Origin of the sequence: Novosphingobium sp. ST904, assembly GCF_001298105.1 — a bacterium.
GTDB lineage: Bacteria > Pseudomonadota > Alphaproteobacteria > Sphingomonadales > Sphingomonadaceae > Novosphingobium.
In genome coordinates, this window is sequence record NZ_LGJH01000162.1 from 103,624 (window position 1) to 118,559 (window position 14,936).

At 64.9% G+C, this 14,936-nt stretch carries 10 protein-coding genes and 2 pseudogenes; 9 read left to right on the forward strand and 3 right to left on the reverse strand.

Annotation, left to right across the window (positions count from 1 at the left end; genetic code table 11):
• Nucleotides 1-86: 86 nt before the first annotated feature.
• Nucleotides 87-1,505 carry a putative O-glycosylation ligase, exosortase A system-associated gene (locus ADT71_RS24345; RefSeq protein ID WP_054441078.1) on the reverse strand — a complete coding sequence of 473 codons (1,419 nt, stop codon included), beginning with the start codon at nt 1,503-1,505 and terminating at the stop codon, nt 87-89.
• Entirely contained in the window at nt 1,498-1,704 is a 207-nt protein-coding gene (locus ADT71_RS24350; RefSeq protein ID WP_054441080.1) for a hypothetical protein, read from the reverse strand. Before ADT71_RS24350 ends, ADT71_RS24345 begins: the two co-directional genes overlap by 8 nt.
• A 66-nt stretch (nt 1,705-1,770) precedes the next feature.
• Here ADT71_RS24350 and ADT71_RS24355 point away from each other — a divergent pair.
• The 5 genes and pseudogenes from ADT71_RS24355 to ADT71_RS24375 all read left to right on the forward strand — a co-directional run bounded on the left by ADT71_RS24355 (nt 1,771) and on the right by ADT71_RS24375 (nt 11,738).
• A pseudogene (locus ADT71_RS24355) lies at nt 1,771-3,011 on the forward strand (TIGR04063 family PEP-CTERM/XrtA system glycosyltransferase).
• Nucleotides 2,935-4,920: a hypothetical protein gene (locus ADT71_RS24360; RefSeq protein WP_156336805.1), complete on the forward strand. Its 1,986-nt coding sequence runs from the start codon at nt 2,935-2,937 to the stop codon at nt 4,918-4,920. Before ADT71_RS24355 ends, ADT71_RS24360 begins: the two are co-directional and overlap by 77 nt.
• A 325-nt stretch (nt 4,921-5,245) precedes the next feature.
• Nucleotides 5,246-9,823, forward strand: coding sequence for a glutamate synthase large subunit (gltB, locus tag ADT71_RS24365; protein ID WP_054441084.1), 4,578 nt, complete (start codon nt 5,246-5,248; stop codon nt 9,821-9,823).
• Between the two features lie 17 nt (nt 9,824-9,840).
• On the forward strand, nt 9,841-11,274 hold the full coding sequence (locus tag ADT71_RS24370) for a glutamate synthase subunit beta (RefSeq protein WP_054441086.1): 1,434 nt from the start codon (nt 9,841-9,843) through the stop codon (nt 11,272-11,274).
• A 155-nt stretch (nt 11,275-11,429) separates the two neighbouring features.
• Nucleotides 11,430-11,738: a putative quinol monooxygenase gene (locus ADT71_RS24375; RefSeq protein WP_054441162.1), complete on the forward strand. Its 309-nt coding sequence runs from the start codon at nt 11,430-11,432 to the stop codon at nt 11,736-11,738.
• A 42-nt stretch (nt 11,739-11,780) separates the two neighbouring features.
• Here the strand turns inward: ADT71_RS24375 and ung are convergent.
• A pseudogene (ung, locus tag ADT71_RS24380) lies at nt 11,781-12,451 on the reverse strand (uracil-DNA glycosylase).
• 112 nt (nt 12,452-12,563) lie between these two features.
• Between ung and ADT71_RS24385 the strand changes: the two are divergent.
• The 4 genes from ADT71_RS24385 to ADT71_RS24400 all read left to right on the forward strand — a co-directional run bounded on the left by ADT71_RS24385 (nt 12,564) and on the right by ADT71_RS24400 (nt 14,914).
• Nucleotides 12,564-13,187, forward strand: a complete 624-nt coding sequence (locus ADT71_RS24385) for a ribonuclease D (RefSeq protein WP_054441088.1) — start codon at nt 12,564-12,566, stop codon at nt 13,185-13,187.
• Between the two features lie 18 nt (nt 13,188-13,205).
• Nucleotides 13,206-13,853: an LPS export ABC transporter periplasmic protein LptC gene (gene lptC, locus ADT71_RS24390; protein WP_054441090.1), complete on the forward strand. Its 648-nt coding sequence runs from the start codon at nt 13,206-13,208 to the stop codon at nt 13,851-13,853.
• On the forward strand, nt 13,850-14,356 hold the full coding sequence (locus ADT71_RS24395) for an LptA/OstA family protein (protein ID WP_054441093.1): 507 nt from the start codon (nt 13,850-13,852) through the stop codon (nt 14,354-14,356). Before lptC ends, ADT71_RS24395 begins: the two co-directional genes overlap by 4 nt.
• A 102-nt stretch (nt 14,357-14,458) precedes the next feature.
• Nucleotides 14,459-14,914, forward strand: a complete 456-nt coding sequence (locus tag ADT71_RS24400) for a hypothetical protein (protein ID WP_054441095.1) — start codon at nt 14,459-14,461, stop codon at nt 14,912-14,914.
• Nucleotides 14,915-14,936: the final 22 nt, after the last annotated feature.

Below are 14,936 nucleotides of genomic sequence, written 5' to 3' on the forward strand. Positions count from 1 at the left end.
AGGTTAAAGGTTAATTTGCCGTAAATGGCGAAGCCCGGGACTTTTCAGAGCGATAGGAAACCGTCGCGCGTTAGGATTAAATTTTCTCAAGGAGCACGGCCGGTCCCGATCCGGCGCCTGTGCCGACCGGCTGCCCCCCTGGGCGGCGTGGCAGCCTGCACCCGCATCTCTGGTGCCTTCAGGTGTCGTTCTGGTACGGTTGTGTCGATCCGCTTCAGGTAGCTCCAGAAGCCGCATTGCAGGCCGATCAGCATCAGGATGAAGGGCTGGAAAGCGATGCCAACGAACAGCGATCCGATCAGGTAGACCACTTGCGCAAGCTGGAGCGCGATCGCCAGCGGCGCCACCCAGGCCTCGTCGGCACCGGTGCGTTTCCTCCAGCGGCGGCGGATCATCTCCATCTGCACCAGCCCGGTCAGTTGCAGCAGTATCCACAGGAAGAACCCCGGAAAACCCTGCTCTCCCAGCATTTCGAAATAGCTCGAATGGAAGGCGCGCCCCTGCTCGACGACCGGCGTTCGCGTGACCGTCGTGCTGTTGCCCACCGTCTGCACGGAGACCGTATCGTAAGCCACCCTGCTCGCCATGCTGACCACGAAGCCGCCGCCCAGCGGATTGTGCTTCGCATAGTCCCAGGTCCAGCTCCACACCCCGAGACGGGTACCGGCGGACTGGTCGGACTGGTGGTTCTCGATCGTCCCCATGCGCGCCAGGAAAGAGGCCGGCAGGAACGGCAAGGCGACCATGACGGCCAGCGCCATTCCCCCCGCGATCAGCACCTTGTGCCGGGCCGTTCGCAAGTAGAACAGGCATAGCACGCCCAGGCACACCAGCCCCGTCCGGGCCTGGGTTCCCACCGGAATCAGGGCACATGCAAAGATCAGCGCCGCCGCGAAAACACGCACGCGCCAGTCTGGCGGGAAGACCGTCCCGTACTTCGCCAGCCACAGGATGATGGGAATGATGGCGATCGCCACGCAGGAAAGGATCGACCCTTCGTAGAGCCCGGTGTTGTTGTCCACGAAGATCCGCAAAGTGCCGTAGCCGCTGCCGCCAAGCGCGGTTTTCAGCCCTCCGTCGACGATCAGCGCGGCGGCGGACAGCACCATGACCAGCGCCACCGCCTCTATCCGCAACCGCGTTCGCAAGGTGAAAGGCAGGAAGATCGCGAAGACCAGCGCCTTCCAGACCCAGGCCCATTTCTCCTGCGCCTCCACCGGATAAACGGCCCGAAGCGTGCTTACCGCACAATAGAACAACAGCAGCGCCAGCAGGATCTGGCGCCCGGTAATGCGCGAATCGCGCTTGTCGTCAAACAGAACCCAGCCGAGAAAGGCTGCGGCAAAGGCCATGAGCGAGACCGGAAAATGCGCCAGTATCCCCCAGGAAATGACCTGCGGCGACACGATGTCGACATAGAGATAGCACAGCACCCAGAGAAACGGACGTTTGAGCCCCAGCAGGAGAAACCCGAGGAGAAAGCCGCTCAGCGCAAGATCAATCATCGCCTGCCGCCTCTTGCGTGCCGCTCGAATCCGGGCTTCCGGCCCGGTCGTCCGCGCCGCCCCACTGCATCCCGCGGCGGACGATGCGGCGGCTTTTCTCCGCCCCGCCCTCCACGTCCAGTTCCGGCCGCCACAGCAGGCGCCAGGCGGCAAGCGCCAGCAGAGCGTGGCTCACGGCAAGGGCAAGGATGTCGACCATCGCTGCCGGGCCTAGCAGTACGGAGTTGACGCGGCGTTAAGCCTTGCAGGCATAGGAATTGCGACCATGACCCGTGTTCTCCACGTCCTTGACCATTCGCTGCCGATGCACAGCGGCTACACCTTCCGGACCCGCGCGATCCTCAAGGCACAGGAAGCGATGGGCTTCGAGGTGCGCGGCGTGACAGGCCTGCGCCATACAGCGACTGGCCCCGATGTCGAGGAGGCGGACGGCCTCGTCTTCCACCGCACCCGTGGAAGTGCAAGCGGGCCCGCCGGGCTGCGCGAATGGCGCGAGATCGGGCTTTTCGCGCAGACCATCGAACAGGTGGTGCGCGAATGGCGCCCCGACGTGATCCACGCCCATTCCCCCTCGCTCAGCGGCGCCGCGCGTCGCGCGTCGCGCGCCGGCACGGCATCCCGCTGGTCTATGAAATCCGCGCATTCTGGGAGGATGCCGCCGTCGGCAACGGTACCGGCGCCGAGGGTTCGCTGAAATACCGGCTGACCCGCGCCCTCGAAAACCGGGTCGTCGCCCGCGCCGATGCGATCGTGACGATCTGCGACGGCCTGCGCGCCGATCTCATCGCCCGGGGCGTTCCCACCGCGAAGATCACGAAAATGCCAAACGGCGTCGATCTGGAACTGTTCGGTACGCCGCCCGCGCGCGACAGGGCGCTGGCAGAGGAACTGGGCTTCGAAACCGATGGCCGCGCCTGCCCGGTGATCGGTTTCATCGGCAGTTTCTACGACTATGAAGGGGCTGACGACCTGATCGCCGCCATGCCGCTGCTGCTGGAGAGACAACCTGACGCGCGGCTGCTCATGGTCGGCGGCGGCCCGCGCGAGGAGGCGCTGCGCGCTCAGGCGCTGGCCTCCCCGGCGGCGAAGGCAATCCGCTTCATCGGCCGGGTGCCTCACCATGAAGTCGAGCGCTATTACGCCCTGGCCGACATCATGGCCTATCCGCGCAAGAAAAGCCGCCTCACGGACCTCGTCACCCCGCTCAAGCCGCTCGAGGCCATGGCGCAGGGCAAGCTTGTCGCGGCCAGCGATGTCGGCGGGCACCGCGAACTGGTGGACCACGGCGTGACCGGCACCCTGTTCGCGCCTGACGATCCGGCTGCCTGCGCGGCCGCTCTGGCGGGGTTGCTCGCACACCGCGAATCGTGGGAAGCCTGTCGCGAGGCCGGGCGCCGACATGTCCGGGAACGGCACGACTGGGCCGCCAATGCCCGTCGTTATCGAGACGTTTACCAAATGGTGGCACCTCTCGATGCTGAAAAAGGACTGGGAACCGCTGCCTGACCAGGCGGAATTCCGCAATTCCAACGTGAGAAACGGGGTACGATTCGTGGCGAAAGCAGAGAACAGGAAGCCCGCCGTGGCCCAGCCGATCAGCCGTCACCCCCTGTTTCCCGCGATCGTCGCCTTGTGGTTTGCCGCCCTCTTCGGCCTCGGGTCGATCATGGTGAGCCCGGCACTGCTGGAACGCATTGTCGGCGCTACCGGGCTGGGCAAGGTGCTCCCGATGGCCACGCCGCCGCTGGGCAACACCGCCCGCATCCTCTTCGCACTCGCCATGACCGGGCTCGGCGGACTTGTCGGCCTCGTGGCCGGCCGCCGGGTCGCCCAGACCACCGAGGCACAGCCCGCTCGCATGCCTTTCGCCGGCTTCGAGACAGCGGAAAGCGCGGAAGAGGCCGATCCCGCACCGCAGGCAAACCAGCCACGCCGCCGCCGCGCATTCGCGCTGGTGGCCGAGGAACAGCCGGCCGAAGCGCTCGAAACACGGCCCGAAGGCGAGGAAGCCCCCCAGATCCTCAACTTGTCGGAGCTCGACATCGACGGGATCGTGACCACGCAGCTTCCCGCTTCAACGGCTTCGGAGGCCCCCGCTTTCGAGGACGGACCCAGTTTCGCGCCGATCGCGGCAGCGCCGGACGCCGCTCCTGCATGGACGGTTCCCGGCCAGTTCCCGGCAGAAGAGACAGGTGAGAGCCGGGAAGAAAGCGACGATCGCTCCGAAGCTCCGTTCGGCCGCGTTCCCGAATGGCTTGAGCCTCGCCAGGAAATCCACAGCTTCTCACCGGCTGCATGGGCGCACGAAGACAAGACCGAGGCCGAGGCCGAAGACGGGCCGGAAATGGAACCCGCGCCTTCCACGCCGGCGCCGGAAGCGCTGAACAACCGGTTGTTCGAAGCCTATGCGAACAAGGTTTCCGAACCCGCCGAGGCGAGCACACCCGCTCCGGGATTCGCGGCTTCCGCCCCGCCGGCGGCCGAATCAGACGCGGCCGCAACCCTGCCCGAAGCGGACACGGAGAGCGCGCGGAATGCCGCGGAACGAATCGCGGCAGCCGAACTGGAAACACTGTCGCAGGTCGAACTGCTCGAACGCCTCGCCCTTGCGATGGAAGAACAGCGCCGCAAGCGCAGCGCCGTGACGCCCTCCTCGTCGGCGTTCGTCGGGCAGCCCGCGCCTCAACCGCTGTTCGCGCCCGATGCACCCGCAAGTTCGCCGGAACTCCCGACGGCAACCGAAGCCTCGGTCACGACGGCGAAAACCATCGCATTCCCTGCCCCGCCTTTCGCAGAACCGCCATTCACCGAAACCCTGCGCTCGCCTTTGCCGCGCCTTGCTTCGGTCGCCCCATTCGCATTGCCCGTGCATCAGGCGCCCGGTGAAAGCGAGGACGGACCTTCCGCAATTTCCCGCATCCCGGCGGCCCTGCGCCCGGTGGGGCTCGATTCGTTCGGAAATGACGACGATGCCCTGCCCGGCTACCTTCCGCCGCGCCATATCAGCCTCGCCGCCGCGCCGGTTTCCCTCGGCATCGCGCATGCCGTTGCAGTGGAAATCGGGCCTGACGCGTTCGAAGCCGGGGACGAAGAAGAGGAAGATGCCGGCCGATATGCCGAATTCGACGCTCTCTCGCAGAACTTCGCCTATGACGAGAAGCCCGAGGACGACGAGGAAGAGGCCGTTCTCGAACAGGGCTACTCGTCCCTGCTGAACCTTTCCCGTCAGGCCCCGCGGCAGAATTTCGTTCATTTCGATGAAAGCATGCTTCCGGCGGATGCCGAAGAGAGCGGCATGACGCAGGCATCGCCCGATCGGCCGTTCGATCCGCCAGCCCGGCCGGATCCTACCGAAACCGAAAAGGCACTGCGCGCCGCACTCGCCACCCTCCAGCGGATGAGCGGCGCCGCCTGACGCCCCGGCAAATCGACGTCACATCTCTGCAAAAACCCGGTCCGGCGCAACCGTTCCGGGTTTTTGCATAACAAAATTCCCTTTTTTACCGTGCACACGCACTAAATCCTGCGCGACCCCCTGCCTTCGCCATTGCAAAAAACGTCTCGTAATCGTCATGGGGGCGCTTGGGACCCCATGACGCGTATCGGCGTCGCACGATTCGTGCGCGCCGAGGCGGAGCATGGAAGGCAACCCGACAAAAAATGACAGGATGGGTTTTATCGATGGGATTTCCTAAGCCCCAGGCCTTTATGATGCGCGTAACGAACACGACTCCTGTGGTGTGGGCTTCGTAGCCCATATCAAAGGCCAGAAAACACATGCGATCATTACTCAGGCACTGGAAATCCTTAAAAACATTGACCACCGCGGTGCGGTGGGCGCCGACCCGCTGCTGGGTGACGGCGCAGGAATCCTGACCCAGCTTCCCGATACGCTGTTCCGCAGTTGGGCCGCCGCCACCGGCGTCGAGCTGCCGCAGGCGGGCGACTATGCCGTCGCCATGTGCTTCCTCCCGCAGGACGAAGCCAGCCGCGACCTCATCACGCAGACCTTCGAGAAGTTCATCGCCAAGGAAGGCCAGCACCTGATCGGCTGGCGCGACGTGCCCGTCACGCTTGACGGCCTCGGCAAGACCGTCATCAACTCGATGCCGGTGATCCGCCAGTGCTTCGTCGGCCGCGGCGACAACTGCGCCGACCAGGACGCGTTCGAGCGCAAGATCCTGGCGATCCGCAAGCAGACGCAGAACCCGCTCGAAGCGATGGCTAAGAAGCATAACCTGCCCGGTCTGACCGAGCTGTACATGCCCAGCTTCTCCAGCCGCACGATCGTCTACAAGGGCCTGCTGCTGGCAACCCAGGTCGGCTCGTTCTACGACGATCTGCGCAATCCCGAGTTCGTCTCGGCGCTCGGCCTCGTGCACCAGCGCTTCTCGACCAACACCTTCCCGAGCTGGAAGCTGGCGCACCCGTTCCGCTTCATGGCCCACAACGGCGAAATCAACACGGTTCGCGGCAACGTGAACTGGATGAACGCCCGCCGCCGCACCATGGAATCGGAGCTGCTCGGCGCCGACCTCGATAAGATGTGGCCGCTGATCCCGCACGGACAGTCGGACACCGCCTGCCTCGACAACGCTTTCGAGTTGCTGCTCGCGGGCGGCTATTCGCTCAGCCACGCGATGATGATGCTGATCCCGGAAGCATGGGCGGGCAATCCGCTGATGACGGCGGAACGGCGCGCGTTCTACGAGTATCACGCCGCCCTGATGGAGCCGTGGGACGGCCCGGCCGCCGTGGCCTTCACCGACGGCCGCCAGATCGGCGCCACGCTCGACCGTAACGGCCTGCGCCCCGCGCGCTTCCTCGTCACCGACGACGATATCTGCGTCATGGCGTCGGAATCCGGCGTGCTTCCGATCAAGGAAGACAACATCGTCCGCAAGTGGCGCCTCCAGCCCGGCAGGATGCTCCTGATCGACTTCGATCAGGGCCGCATCATCGAGGACGAGGAAATCAAGACCCAGCTCGCCGCCGCCGAGCCCTATGAAAAGTGGCTCGACCAGGCGCAGTACAAGCTGGCGGACCTCGACGTGATCGAGCCCGAGCTGGCCGAGCTGCCCGCGCCCACCGGCACCCTGCTCGATCGCCAGCAGGTGTTCGGCTATACCCAGGAAGACGTGACCCGCTTCCTGGAGCCGATGGCCGTCGCCGCCGACGATCCGCTCGGCTCGATGGGCACCGACACGCCGATCCCGGTGCTGTCGAACAAGGCCCGCCTGCTTTACGACTACTTCAAGCAGAACTTCGCGCAGGTCACCAACCCGCCGATCGACCCGATCCGCGAGGAACTGGTCATGAGCCTCGTCTCGATGATCGGCCCGCGCCCGAACCTGCTCGGCCATGACGCCGGCAGCCACAAGCGCCTCGAAGTCAGCCAGCCGATCCTGACCGACCTTGGCCTCGCCAAGATCCGCTCGGTGGAAGCCGCGCTTGACGGCGCCTTCCGCACCGCCACCATCGACATGACCTGGGACGCCAAGAGCGGCGCCGCGGGCCTCGAAATGGCGATCAAGGAAATGTGCTGGGCCGCGACCGAAGCGGTGCTGGCGGACAAGAACATCCTCGTCCTGTCCGACCGCGCCCAGGGCCCGGACCGCATCCCGATGCCGGCGCTGCTGGCAACCGCCGCCGTCCACCACCACCTCGTCCGCCAGGGCCTGCGCATGCAGACCGGCCTCGTCGTGGAAACCGGCGAAGCGCGTGAAGTCCACCACTTCTGCGCGCTGGCGGGCTTCGGCGCCGAAGCCATCAACCCCTACCTCGCCTTCGAGACCATCGAAGCGGTGCGCGTTCGCAAGAACCTGCCGGTAACGGCGGAGCAGGCGGCGAAGAACTACGTCTACGCCATCGGCAAGGGCATCCGTAAGGTCATGTCCAAGATGGGCATCTCGACCTACCAGTCATATTGCGGCGCCCAGATCTTCGATGCTGTCGGCCTCTCGACCGCCTTCGTTGAGAAGTACTTCACCGGAACCGCGACCTCGATCGAGGGTGCCGGTCTCGCAGAGATCGCGCAGGAAGCCGTGCGCCGCCACGATGCGGCCTATGGCGATAATCCGATCTACGCGAACATGCTCGATGTCGGCGGCATCTACGGTTCGCGCGTGCGCGGCGAGGAACATGCCTGGACGTCCGAGAACATCGGCGCGCTCCAGCACGCCGTGCGCGGCAACATCCCCGCCAAGTACGAGGAATTCGCCCGCACCATCAACGACCAGTCGACCCGGATGCTGACCATCCGCGGATTGATGGAATTCGTGCCCGGTCAGGCGATCCACATCTCCGAAGTGGAACCTGCCAGCGAAATCGTGAAGCGCTTCGCCACCGGCGCGATGAGCTACGGTTCGATCTCCTGGGAGGCGCACACCACGCTGGCGCTGGCGATGAACCGCATCGGCGGCAAGTCGAACACCGGTGAAGGCGGCGAGGACCCCTCGCGCTTCACGCCCCTGCCCAATGGCGATACCATGCGTTCGTCGATCAAGCAGGTTGCTTCGGGCCGCTTCGGCGTGACCACCGAATACCTCGTCAATGCCGACGACATCCAGATCAAGATGGCCCAGGGCGCCAAGCCCGGCGAAGGCGGCCAGCTGCCGGGCGACAAGGTCGACAAGACCATCGGCGCGACCCGTCACTCGACGCCCGGCGTCGGCCTGATCTCGCCGCCGCCGCACCACGACATCTACTCGATCGAAGACATCGCGCAGCTCATTCACGATCTCAAGAACGTGAACCCGACCAGCCGTGTCTCGGTCAAGCTGGTGTCGGAAGTCGGCGTGGGCACCGTTGCGGCAGGCGTGTCCAAGGCCCGCGCGGACCACATCACGATCTCGGGCTACGAAGGCGGCACCGGCGCTTCGCCGCTGACCTCGCTGACTCACGCGGGTTCGCCCTGGGAAATCGGCCTGGCCGAGACCCAGCAGACCCTGCTGCTCAACAACCTGCGCAGCCGCGTGGTGGTTCAGGCCGACGGCGGCCTGCGCACCGGCCGTGACGTTGCCGTGGCAGCTCTGCTTGGCGCGGAGGAGTTCGGCTTCGCCACTGCCCCGCTGATCGCCGCCGGCTGCATCATGATGCGCAAGTGCCACCTCAACACCTGCCCCGTCGGCGTCGCCACCCAGGACCCCGTCCTGCGAGCCCGCTTCACCGGCCAGCCCGAGCATGTGGTCAACTACTTCTTCTTCGTCGCCGAGGAACTGCGCGCGATCATGGCCGAACTCGGCTTCCGCACGATCGCGGAAATGGTCGGCCGCGTCGACAAGCTCGACATGAAGAAGGCAGTCCAGCACTGGAAGGCCAAGGGCGTCGATCTGTCCAAGGTGCTTTACCAGGCACCGCTGGGCGACAGCCCCTCGCTGGGCTGGAGTGAAGCGCAGGACCACGGCCTCGAAAACGCGCTGGACAATGCCCTGATCGCAGGTGCGGCCGATGCATTGGAAAACCGTCAGGCCGTTCGCATCGAAAAGAGCGTCATCAACGTCAACCGCACGGTCGGCGCGATGCTCTCGGGCGAAGTGGCCCGTCGCTACGGCCATGACGGCCTGCCCGACAATACCATCAACGTGAAGCTCACCGGCGTTGCCGGCCAGAGCTTCGCCGCCTGGCTTGCCCACGGCGTCACGCTCGACCTGACCGGCGATGCCAACGACTATGTCGGCAAGGGCCTGTCCGGCGGCCGCGTGATCGTGCGCCAGCCCGGCCATGTCGATCGCGATCCGACCAAGAACATCATCGTCGGCAATACCGTGCTTTACGGCGCGATTTCCGGCGAGGCGTTCTTCAACGGTGTCGGCGGCGAACGTTTCGCGGTCCGCAACTCGGGCGCGATCGCGGTCGTCGAAGGCTGCGGCGATCACGGCTGCGAATACATGACCGGCGGTGTTGTTACCGTGCTGGGCAAGACCGGCCGCAACTTCGCGGCGGGCATGTCGGGCGGCATCGCCTACGTCTACGACGAGGACGGCGAGTTCGATAAGCTGGTGAACCCGGCGATGGTCGATCTCATCCGGATCTCGGCCGAAGCCGACGAGGAAGAGGGAACGGGCCGGCCGCAACAGCGCACCGTCTCGGTCCGCGACCTCGGCATGGGCGACATGCTGCGCCACGATGCGGAGCGCCTGCGCATCCTGCTCGAACGCCACCACCTGCACACCGGCTCGAAAAGAGCCCGCGCGCTGCTCGACGACTGGTCGAACACGCTGGGCAAGTTCGTCAAGGTGATGCCGCGCGACTACGCAAAGGCTCTGCGCCAGCAGGAGGCCGAGCGCCTCGAAGCCGCTTCGGTCGCAGCAGAATAAGATCGGGAATTAGTAAGATGGGCAAGGAAACCGGCTTCCTCGAACTGGACCGCCAGGACCGCACTTATGGCGATGCCAAGGAGCGCCTCAAGAACTACAACGAGTTCGTCGTCCCGCTCGCGCCGCAGGCGCTGAAGGACCAGGCATCGCGCTGCATGAACTGCGGCGTGCCGCACTGCCATACCGGTTGTCCGGTCAACAATATCATCCCGGACTGGAACCACCTGGTTTACGAGGACGACTTCCGCAACGCGCTGGAAGTCCTCCACTCGACCAACAACTTCCCCGAGTTCACCGGCCGCATCTGCCCCGCTCCGTGCGAGGCGGCCTGCACGCTGAACATCGTGGACCAGCCTGTCACCATCAAGTCGATCGAATGCGCGATCGTCGACAAGGGCTGGCAGGAAGGCTGGATCACGCCGAAGCCTGCCGCGAAGAAGACCGGCAAGTCAGTGGCCGTCGTCGGCTCCGGGCCGGCAGGCATGGCCTGCGCACAGCAGCTCGCCCGCGCCGGCCACTCGGTCACCGTGTTCGAGAAGAGCGACCGCGTCGGTGGCCTGCTTCGCTACGGCATCCCCGACTTCAAGATGGAAAAGCACCTCATCAACCGTCGTCTCGTGCAGATGATGGCGGAAGGCGTGGAATTCCGGACATCCACCGAAGTCGGCGTGACGGTATCGGTCGCCTCGCTGAAGGAAAACTTCGACCTCGTGGTCTTCTCCGGCGGTGCCGAAGATCCCCGCCCGCTGAACATTCCGGGCTTCGAACTGCCCGGCGTACGCTTCGCGATGGAGTTCCTGACCCAGCAGAACAAGCGCAACGCGGGTGACGACGAATTGCGCGCCGCCCCGCGCGGCACGCTGTCGGCTACCGGCAAGCACGTCATCGTCATCGGCGGCGGCGACACCGGCTCCGACTGCGTAGGCACCTCGAACCGCCAGGGTGCGGCTTCGGTCACCCAGCTCGAAATCATGCCCAAGCCGCCGCTTCACGAGAACAAGGCGATGTCCTGGCCGAACTGGCCGCTCAAGCTGCGTACTTCGTCGAGCCACGAAGAAGGCGTCGAGCGTGACTGGGCCGTGCTGACCAAGCGCGTCATCGGCGACAACGACGTCCGCGCCCTCGAATGCGTCCGCGTCGAGTGGAAGGACGGCAAGATGCAGGAAGTCGAAGGCAGCGAGTTCACGCTCGAAGCCGACCTCATCCTGCTCGCCATGGGCTTCGTCGGTCCGCGCAAGGCCGGCATGCTCGACCAGTCGGGCGTCGAACTGGACGCACGCGGCAACGTCAAGGCCACCATGGCCGACTACCGCACCAGTGATCCGGCAATCTATGCCTGCGGCGACATGCGTCGCGGCCAGTCGCTGGTCGTCTGGGCCATCCGCGAAGGTCGCCAGTGCGCCCGCGCGGTGGACGAGGCGCTCATGGGCGTTTCCGAACTGCCGCGCTGAAACGTTACACGTGGAACGAACAGGAAGGGCGTCCGGCAGCGGGCGCCCTTTTCGTTTGAACTGAGGATTCCGACGCGGCAGCGATTTCTGGCGCATCCGCGTTGACCTCGCGAACACGCTCCGGGAGTTTGGCAGGCGAATGGGAGAATGACCTGATGCTGCTAGAAATCGCAGAGATAGAAGTCCGCCCCGGCGCGGAGGAAGCCTTTTCCGCCGCCATGCGCGAGGTCGGGCTGGAACAACTCTCCGCCTGCGAAGGCGTTGTTTCGATCCGTTTCGGCCGAGGTGTGGAAAACCCGTCGAAGTTCACGTTCAACGTCGTGTGGACCTCGATGGAAGCGCACGATTCCGCTCGCAAGCTCGACAGCTTCGGCCGCTTCCGCGCTGCCTTTGGCGATCTGGGCGTGGGCGGCACAATGAGCCATTACGTCATGGACGAAGCCATTCCAGGCCGGGCTGCCTGACCCTCTTCTCCCGAACGTGATCCAGGGCGCCAGGTGGCAAACCTACCAGTCGATTCGCCCACGCCCGTTCGCTTCGAGAAACGCATTCGCCTTGCTGAAATGCCGGCACCCGAAAAATCCCGCGTAAGCCGAGAGCGGGCTGGGATGCGGTGCCGTCAGCACCAGGTGATGGCTCGAAGCGAGCCCCGGCACCCGCATCGCCTTCTTCCTGGCGTGATTACCCCAGAGCAGGAACACGCAAGGATCCTCCTTGGCCGCAACCGCCGCGACCGCGGCATCGGTGATCGCTTCCCAGCCCTTGTTCTGGTGCGATCCTGCCCGCCCCTCTTCGACCGTCAGCGCATTGTTGAGCAGAAGTACGCCTTGCCGGGCCCAGTGTTCGAGGTTGCCGTGTCCCGGCGCGGCGACGCCGCAATCGGTGGCCAGTTCCTTGTACATGTTCACCAGCGAAGGCGGGACCCGCACGCCATGGGCGACGGAAAAGGCCAGCCCATGTGCCTGCCCCGCGCCATGGTAGGGATCCTGCCCCAGGATGACGACGCGCACTTCGTCGAGCGGTGTCAGTTCCAGGGCGCTGAGAGGCTTCCGCGCGGTGGGAAAATCCGTTTCCCTGATGCTTCCTCGGCGTTCAGCCATCCGCCGAGCTGGCGCGATTCGGGGGAATCCAGCACAGGGCCGAGCGCAGATTGCCACGATGGCGGCACGCTCTGCATGGCTACTGAAGTTTCCATTCGCGCCATACTCCCGATTTGTCGGCGGTAACCGGCATCCCGGACCATCCGCCCATTGCCTAACGCAGGCCCAGTCCCTAAGCATTTCCGGACCATGGCTGTCTATCTCCACGAAGAAGATCTCCCCGAGGGCGTGCTTGCGCCGGGACCCGTCGCTGTCGACACTGAAACGATGGGTTTGATCACCCCGCGCGACCGCCTCTGCGTGGTCCAGATTTCCGACGGAAAAGGCGACGAGCATCTCGTCCGCTTCGCGCCCGGCAGCGACTTTGCCGCGCCGAACCTGAAGGCGGTGCTGGCCGATCCCTCGCGGTTGAAACTCTATCACTTCGCCCGCTTCGACCTCGCTGCGATCGAACATTACCTCGGCGTCACGGCCGCGCCGGTGTTCTGCACCAAGATCGCCAGCAAGCTGGTGCGCACGTATACCGATCGCCACGGTCTGAAAGACCTCGTGCGCGAACTTCTGGGCAAGGAAGTATCGAAGCAGCAGCAGTCGAGCGACTGGGGTGCGGCTGAGCTCACCGATGCGCAGAAGGACTATGCCGCCTCGGACGTGCGCTATCTGCACGCCATGCATGAGATTCTGGTCGTGCGGCTTGCACGAGAGAACCGTACCGAAATCGCGCAGGCCTGCTTCGACTTCCTGCCCGCCCGCGCCCGGCTCGATCTTGCAGGCTGGCCCAACCACGATATCTTCAGCCACGAAGCCGCCTGATCGGGAGCGCAACCAGCGATGTCGGTCGAAGCCAACCAGGTCCGTAACCGCCGCCGGCACTTCGCCGCGCCCGGCGGTTCGCACGATCGCATGGTGGCATTTCTGTCCAAGGCCCTGCCTGCGGGCATCGGCCTGGTTGCCGCCGTCATGATCCTGGTTCCGCTCTCCCCTCGCGGTGAGATCAGCTTCCTGCTGGACCGCAACAAGGTCGATACGACCGGGGAGCGGATCGCCGTGTCCAACGCCGCTTATCGAGGCCAGGACAATCTGGGCCGCGATTTCGTGGTGACCGCCGGCACCGCCGTCCAGCGATCGCCTGAAATTCCGATCGTCGAAATGCAGCAACTTGTCGCCAAGATGAGCATGCGCGATGGCCCGGCAGATATCGTCGCGCCGCGCGGCGCCTACAATTTCGACAACGATACGATGGCGGTGGACGGCCCGGTGAACTTCAAGGCCGCCGATGGCTACACCATGACCACCAGCAAGGTCGACGTCGACATCAAGAACAAGACCGCGGTCGCTTCCGGCGGCGTTCAGGGCACCATGCCCTCCGGTCCGTTCAAGGCCGATGCCATGCACGCCGACCTCGAAAACCGCACCGTAACGCTTGAAGGCAATGCCCGGATGCGCATAACGCCCGGCAAGCTGAGGATACCCCAATGACGCCCCGCCCCCGCCTTCTTCGTATCGCCATTGCCGCGCCCGTGATCGGGCTTGCCCTGTTCGCCGCTGGCCAGCAGCTTGGTGCGCAGGGGATTTCCGGCCACAACTCCGATGCACCCGTCGATTTCGGGGCCGATCGGATCGAACTTCAGGACAAGCAGGGCCGCGTCGTGCTGACCGGCAATGTCGATATCACCCAGGCCGATCTGCGCCTGCGTGCGGCGCGAACCGTGATGGATTACACTGCGGGAAATCAGGTCCAGCGCATCACCGCCAGCGGTAACGTCGTCGTCACCCGCCAGGACCAGATCGCCACCGGCGATACCGCGATCTACGACTTCAACCAGCGCATCATCACGATGGTCGGCAACGCCACGCTCAAGCGCGGCAGCGGCGATACGCTTCGCGGCGGCCGGTTCGTGATGGATCTCAAGAGCGGCGTCTCTTCAGCCTCCGGCGGACGTGTGCAGGGCACCTTCAACGTCCCCAAGAAGAAAAACTGACCGATTCCGGTAGTTTCCTGAAGGCGTACTGCCGAAAGAATTTTCCTACACCCCTCGTAATGCGTATCTGGATTCGGGCCTTCCTCATTGAAAGGAGCCCCGATGAGCAATCCCATAGCAGTTCCCGCAGGTTATGCCCCGGCTTTCGCGATCGGATTTTCCGACGAAGCCGGAGCTTTTGCGACGGTCCGTAACACCTCTCCACTGCCTGTAAGCGTCGCTGCCGGTGACCCGCTCCTCGTGCGGAACGTGGCGGCAGCGGCTGCCAATGCGCTGTCCGGCTCGACATCCCAGTCCATCGTTGCCGGGCCCTTCGTTCCCTCCTTGTCGCGCCCCGTAGTCCTAGCGCTCTCCGGCACGTGGAGCGGCACGGTCAGTCTGCGCCGATCGACGGACGGCGGCGCGACGCGCAACGCCGTGACCGTTGCCGGCACGCCGTGGGCGACGTTCTCCGCCAATGCCTGCGAACAGGTGTGGACCGAGGAAGAGAATGGAGCCGCGCTCTATCTCGACATAACCCTCGCCTCGGGCACCCTCGTCTATCGCCTCGCACAGTAACCACGGCACGATCAGGAGATCT

Coding starts and splice junctions, on each gene's coding strand:
- ADT71_RS24345 (WP_054441078.1), bottom strand. CDS start 1,505: ATGATTGATCTTGCGCTGAGCGGCTTTCTCCTCGGGTTTCTCCTGCTG.
- ADT71_RS24350 (WP_054441080.1), bottom strand. CDS start 1,704: ATGGTCGACATCCTTGCCCTTGCCGTGAGCCACGCTCTGCTGGCGCTT.
- ADT71_RS24360 (WP_156336805.1), top strand. CDS start 2,935: ATGCCCGTCGTTATCGAGACGTTTACCAAATGGTGGCACCTCTCGATG.
- ADT71_RS24370 (WP_054441086.1), top strand. CDS start 9,841: ATGGGCAAGGAAACCGGCTTCCTCGAACTGGACCGCCAGGACCGCACT.
- ADT71_RS24375 (WP_054441162.1), top strand. CDS start 11,430: ATGCTGCTAGAAATCGCAGAGATAGAAGTCCGCCCCGGCGCGGAGGAA.
- ADT71_RS24385 (WP_054441088.1), top strand. CDS start 12,564: ATGGCTGTCTATCTCCACGAAGAAGATCTCCCCGAGGGCGTGCTTGCG.
- lptC (WP_054441090.1), top strand. CDS start 13,206: ATGTCGGTCGAAGCCAACCAGGTCCGTAACCGCCGCCGGCACTTCGCC.
- ADT71_RS24395 (WP_054441093.1), top strand. CDS start 13,850: ATGACGCCCCGCCCCCGCCTTCTTCGTATCGCCATTGCCGCGCCCGTG.
- ADT71_RS24400 (WP_054441095.1), top strand. CDS start 14,459: ATGAGCAATCCCATAGCAGTTCCCGCAGGTTATGCCCCGGCTTTCGCG.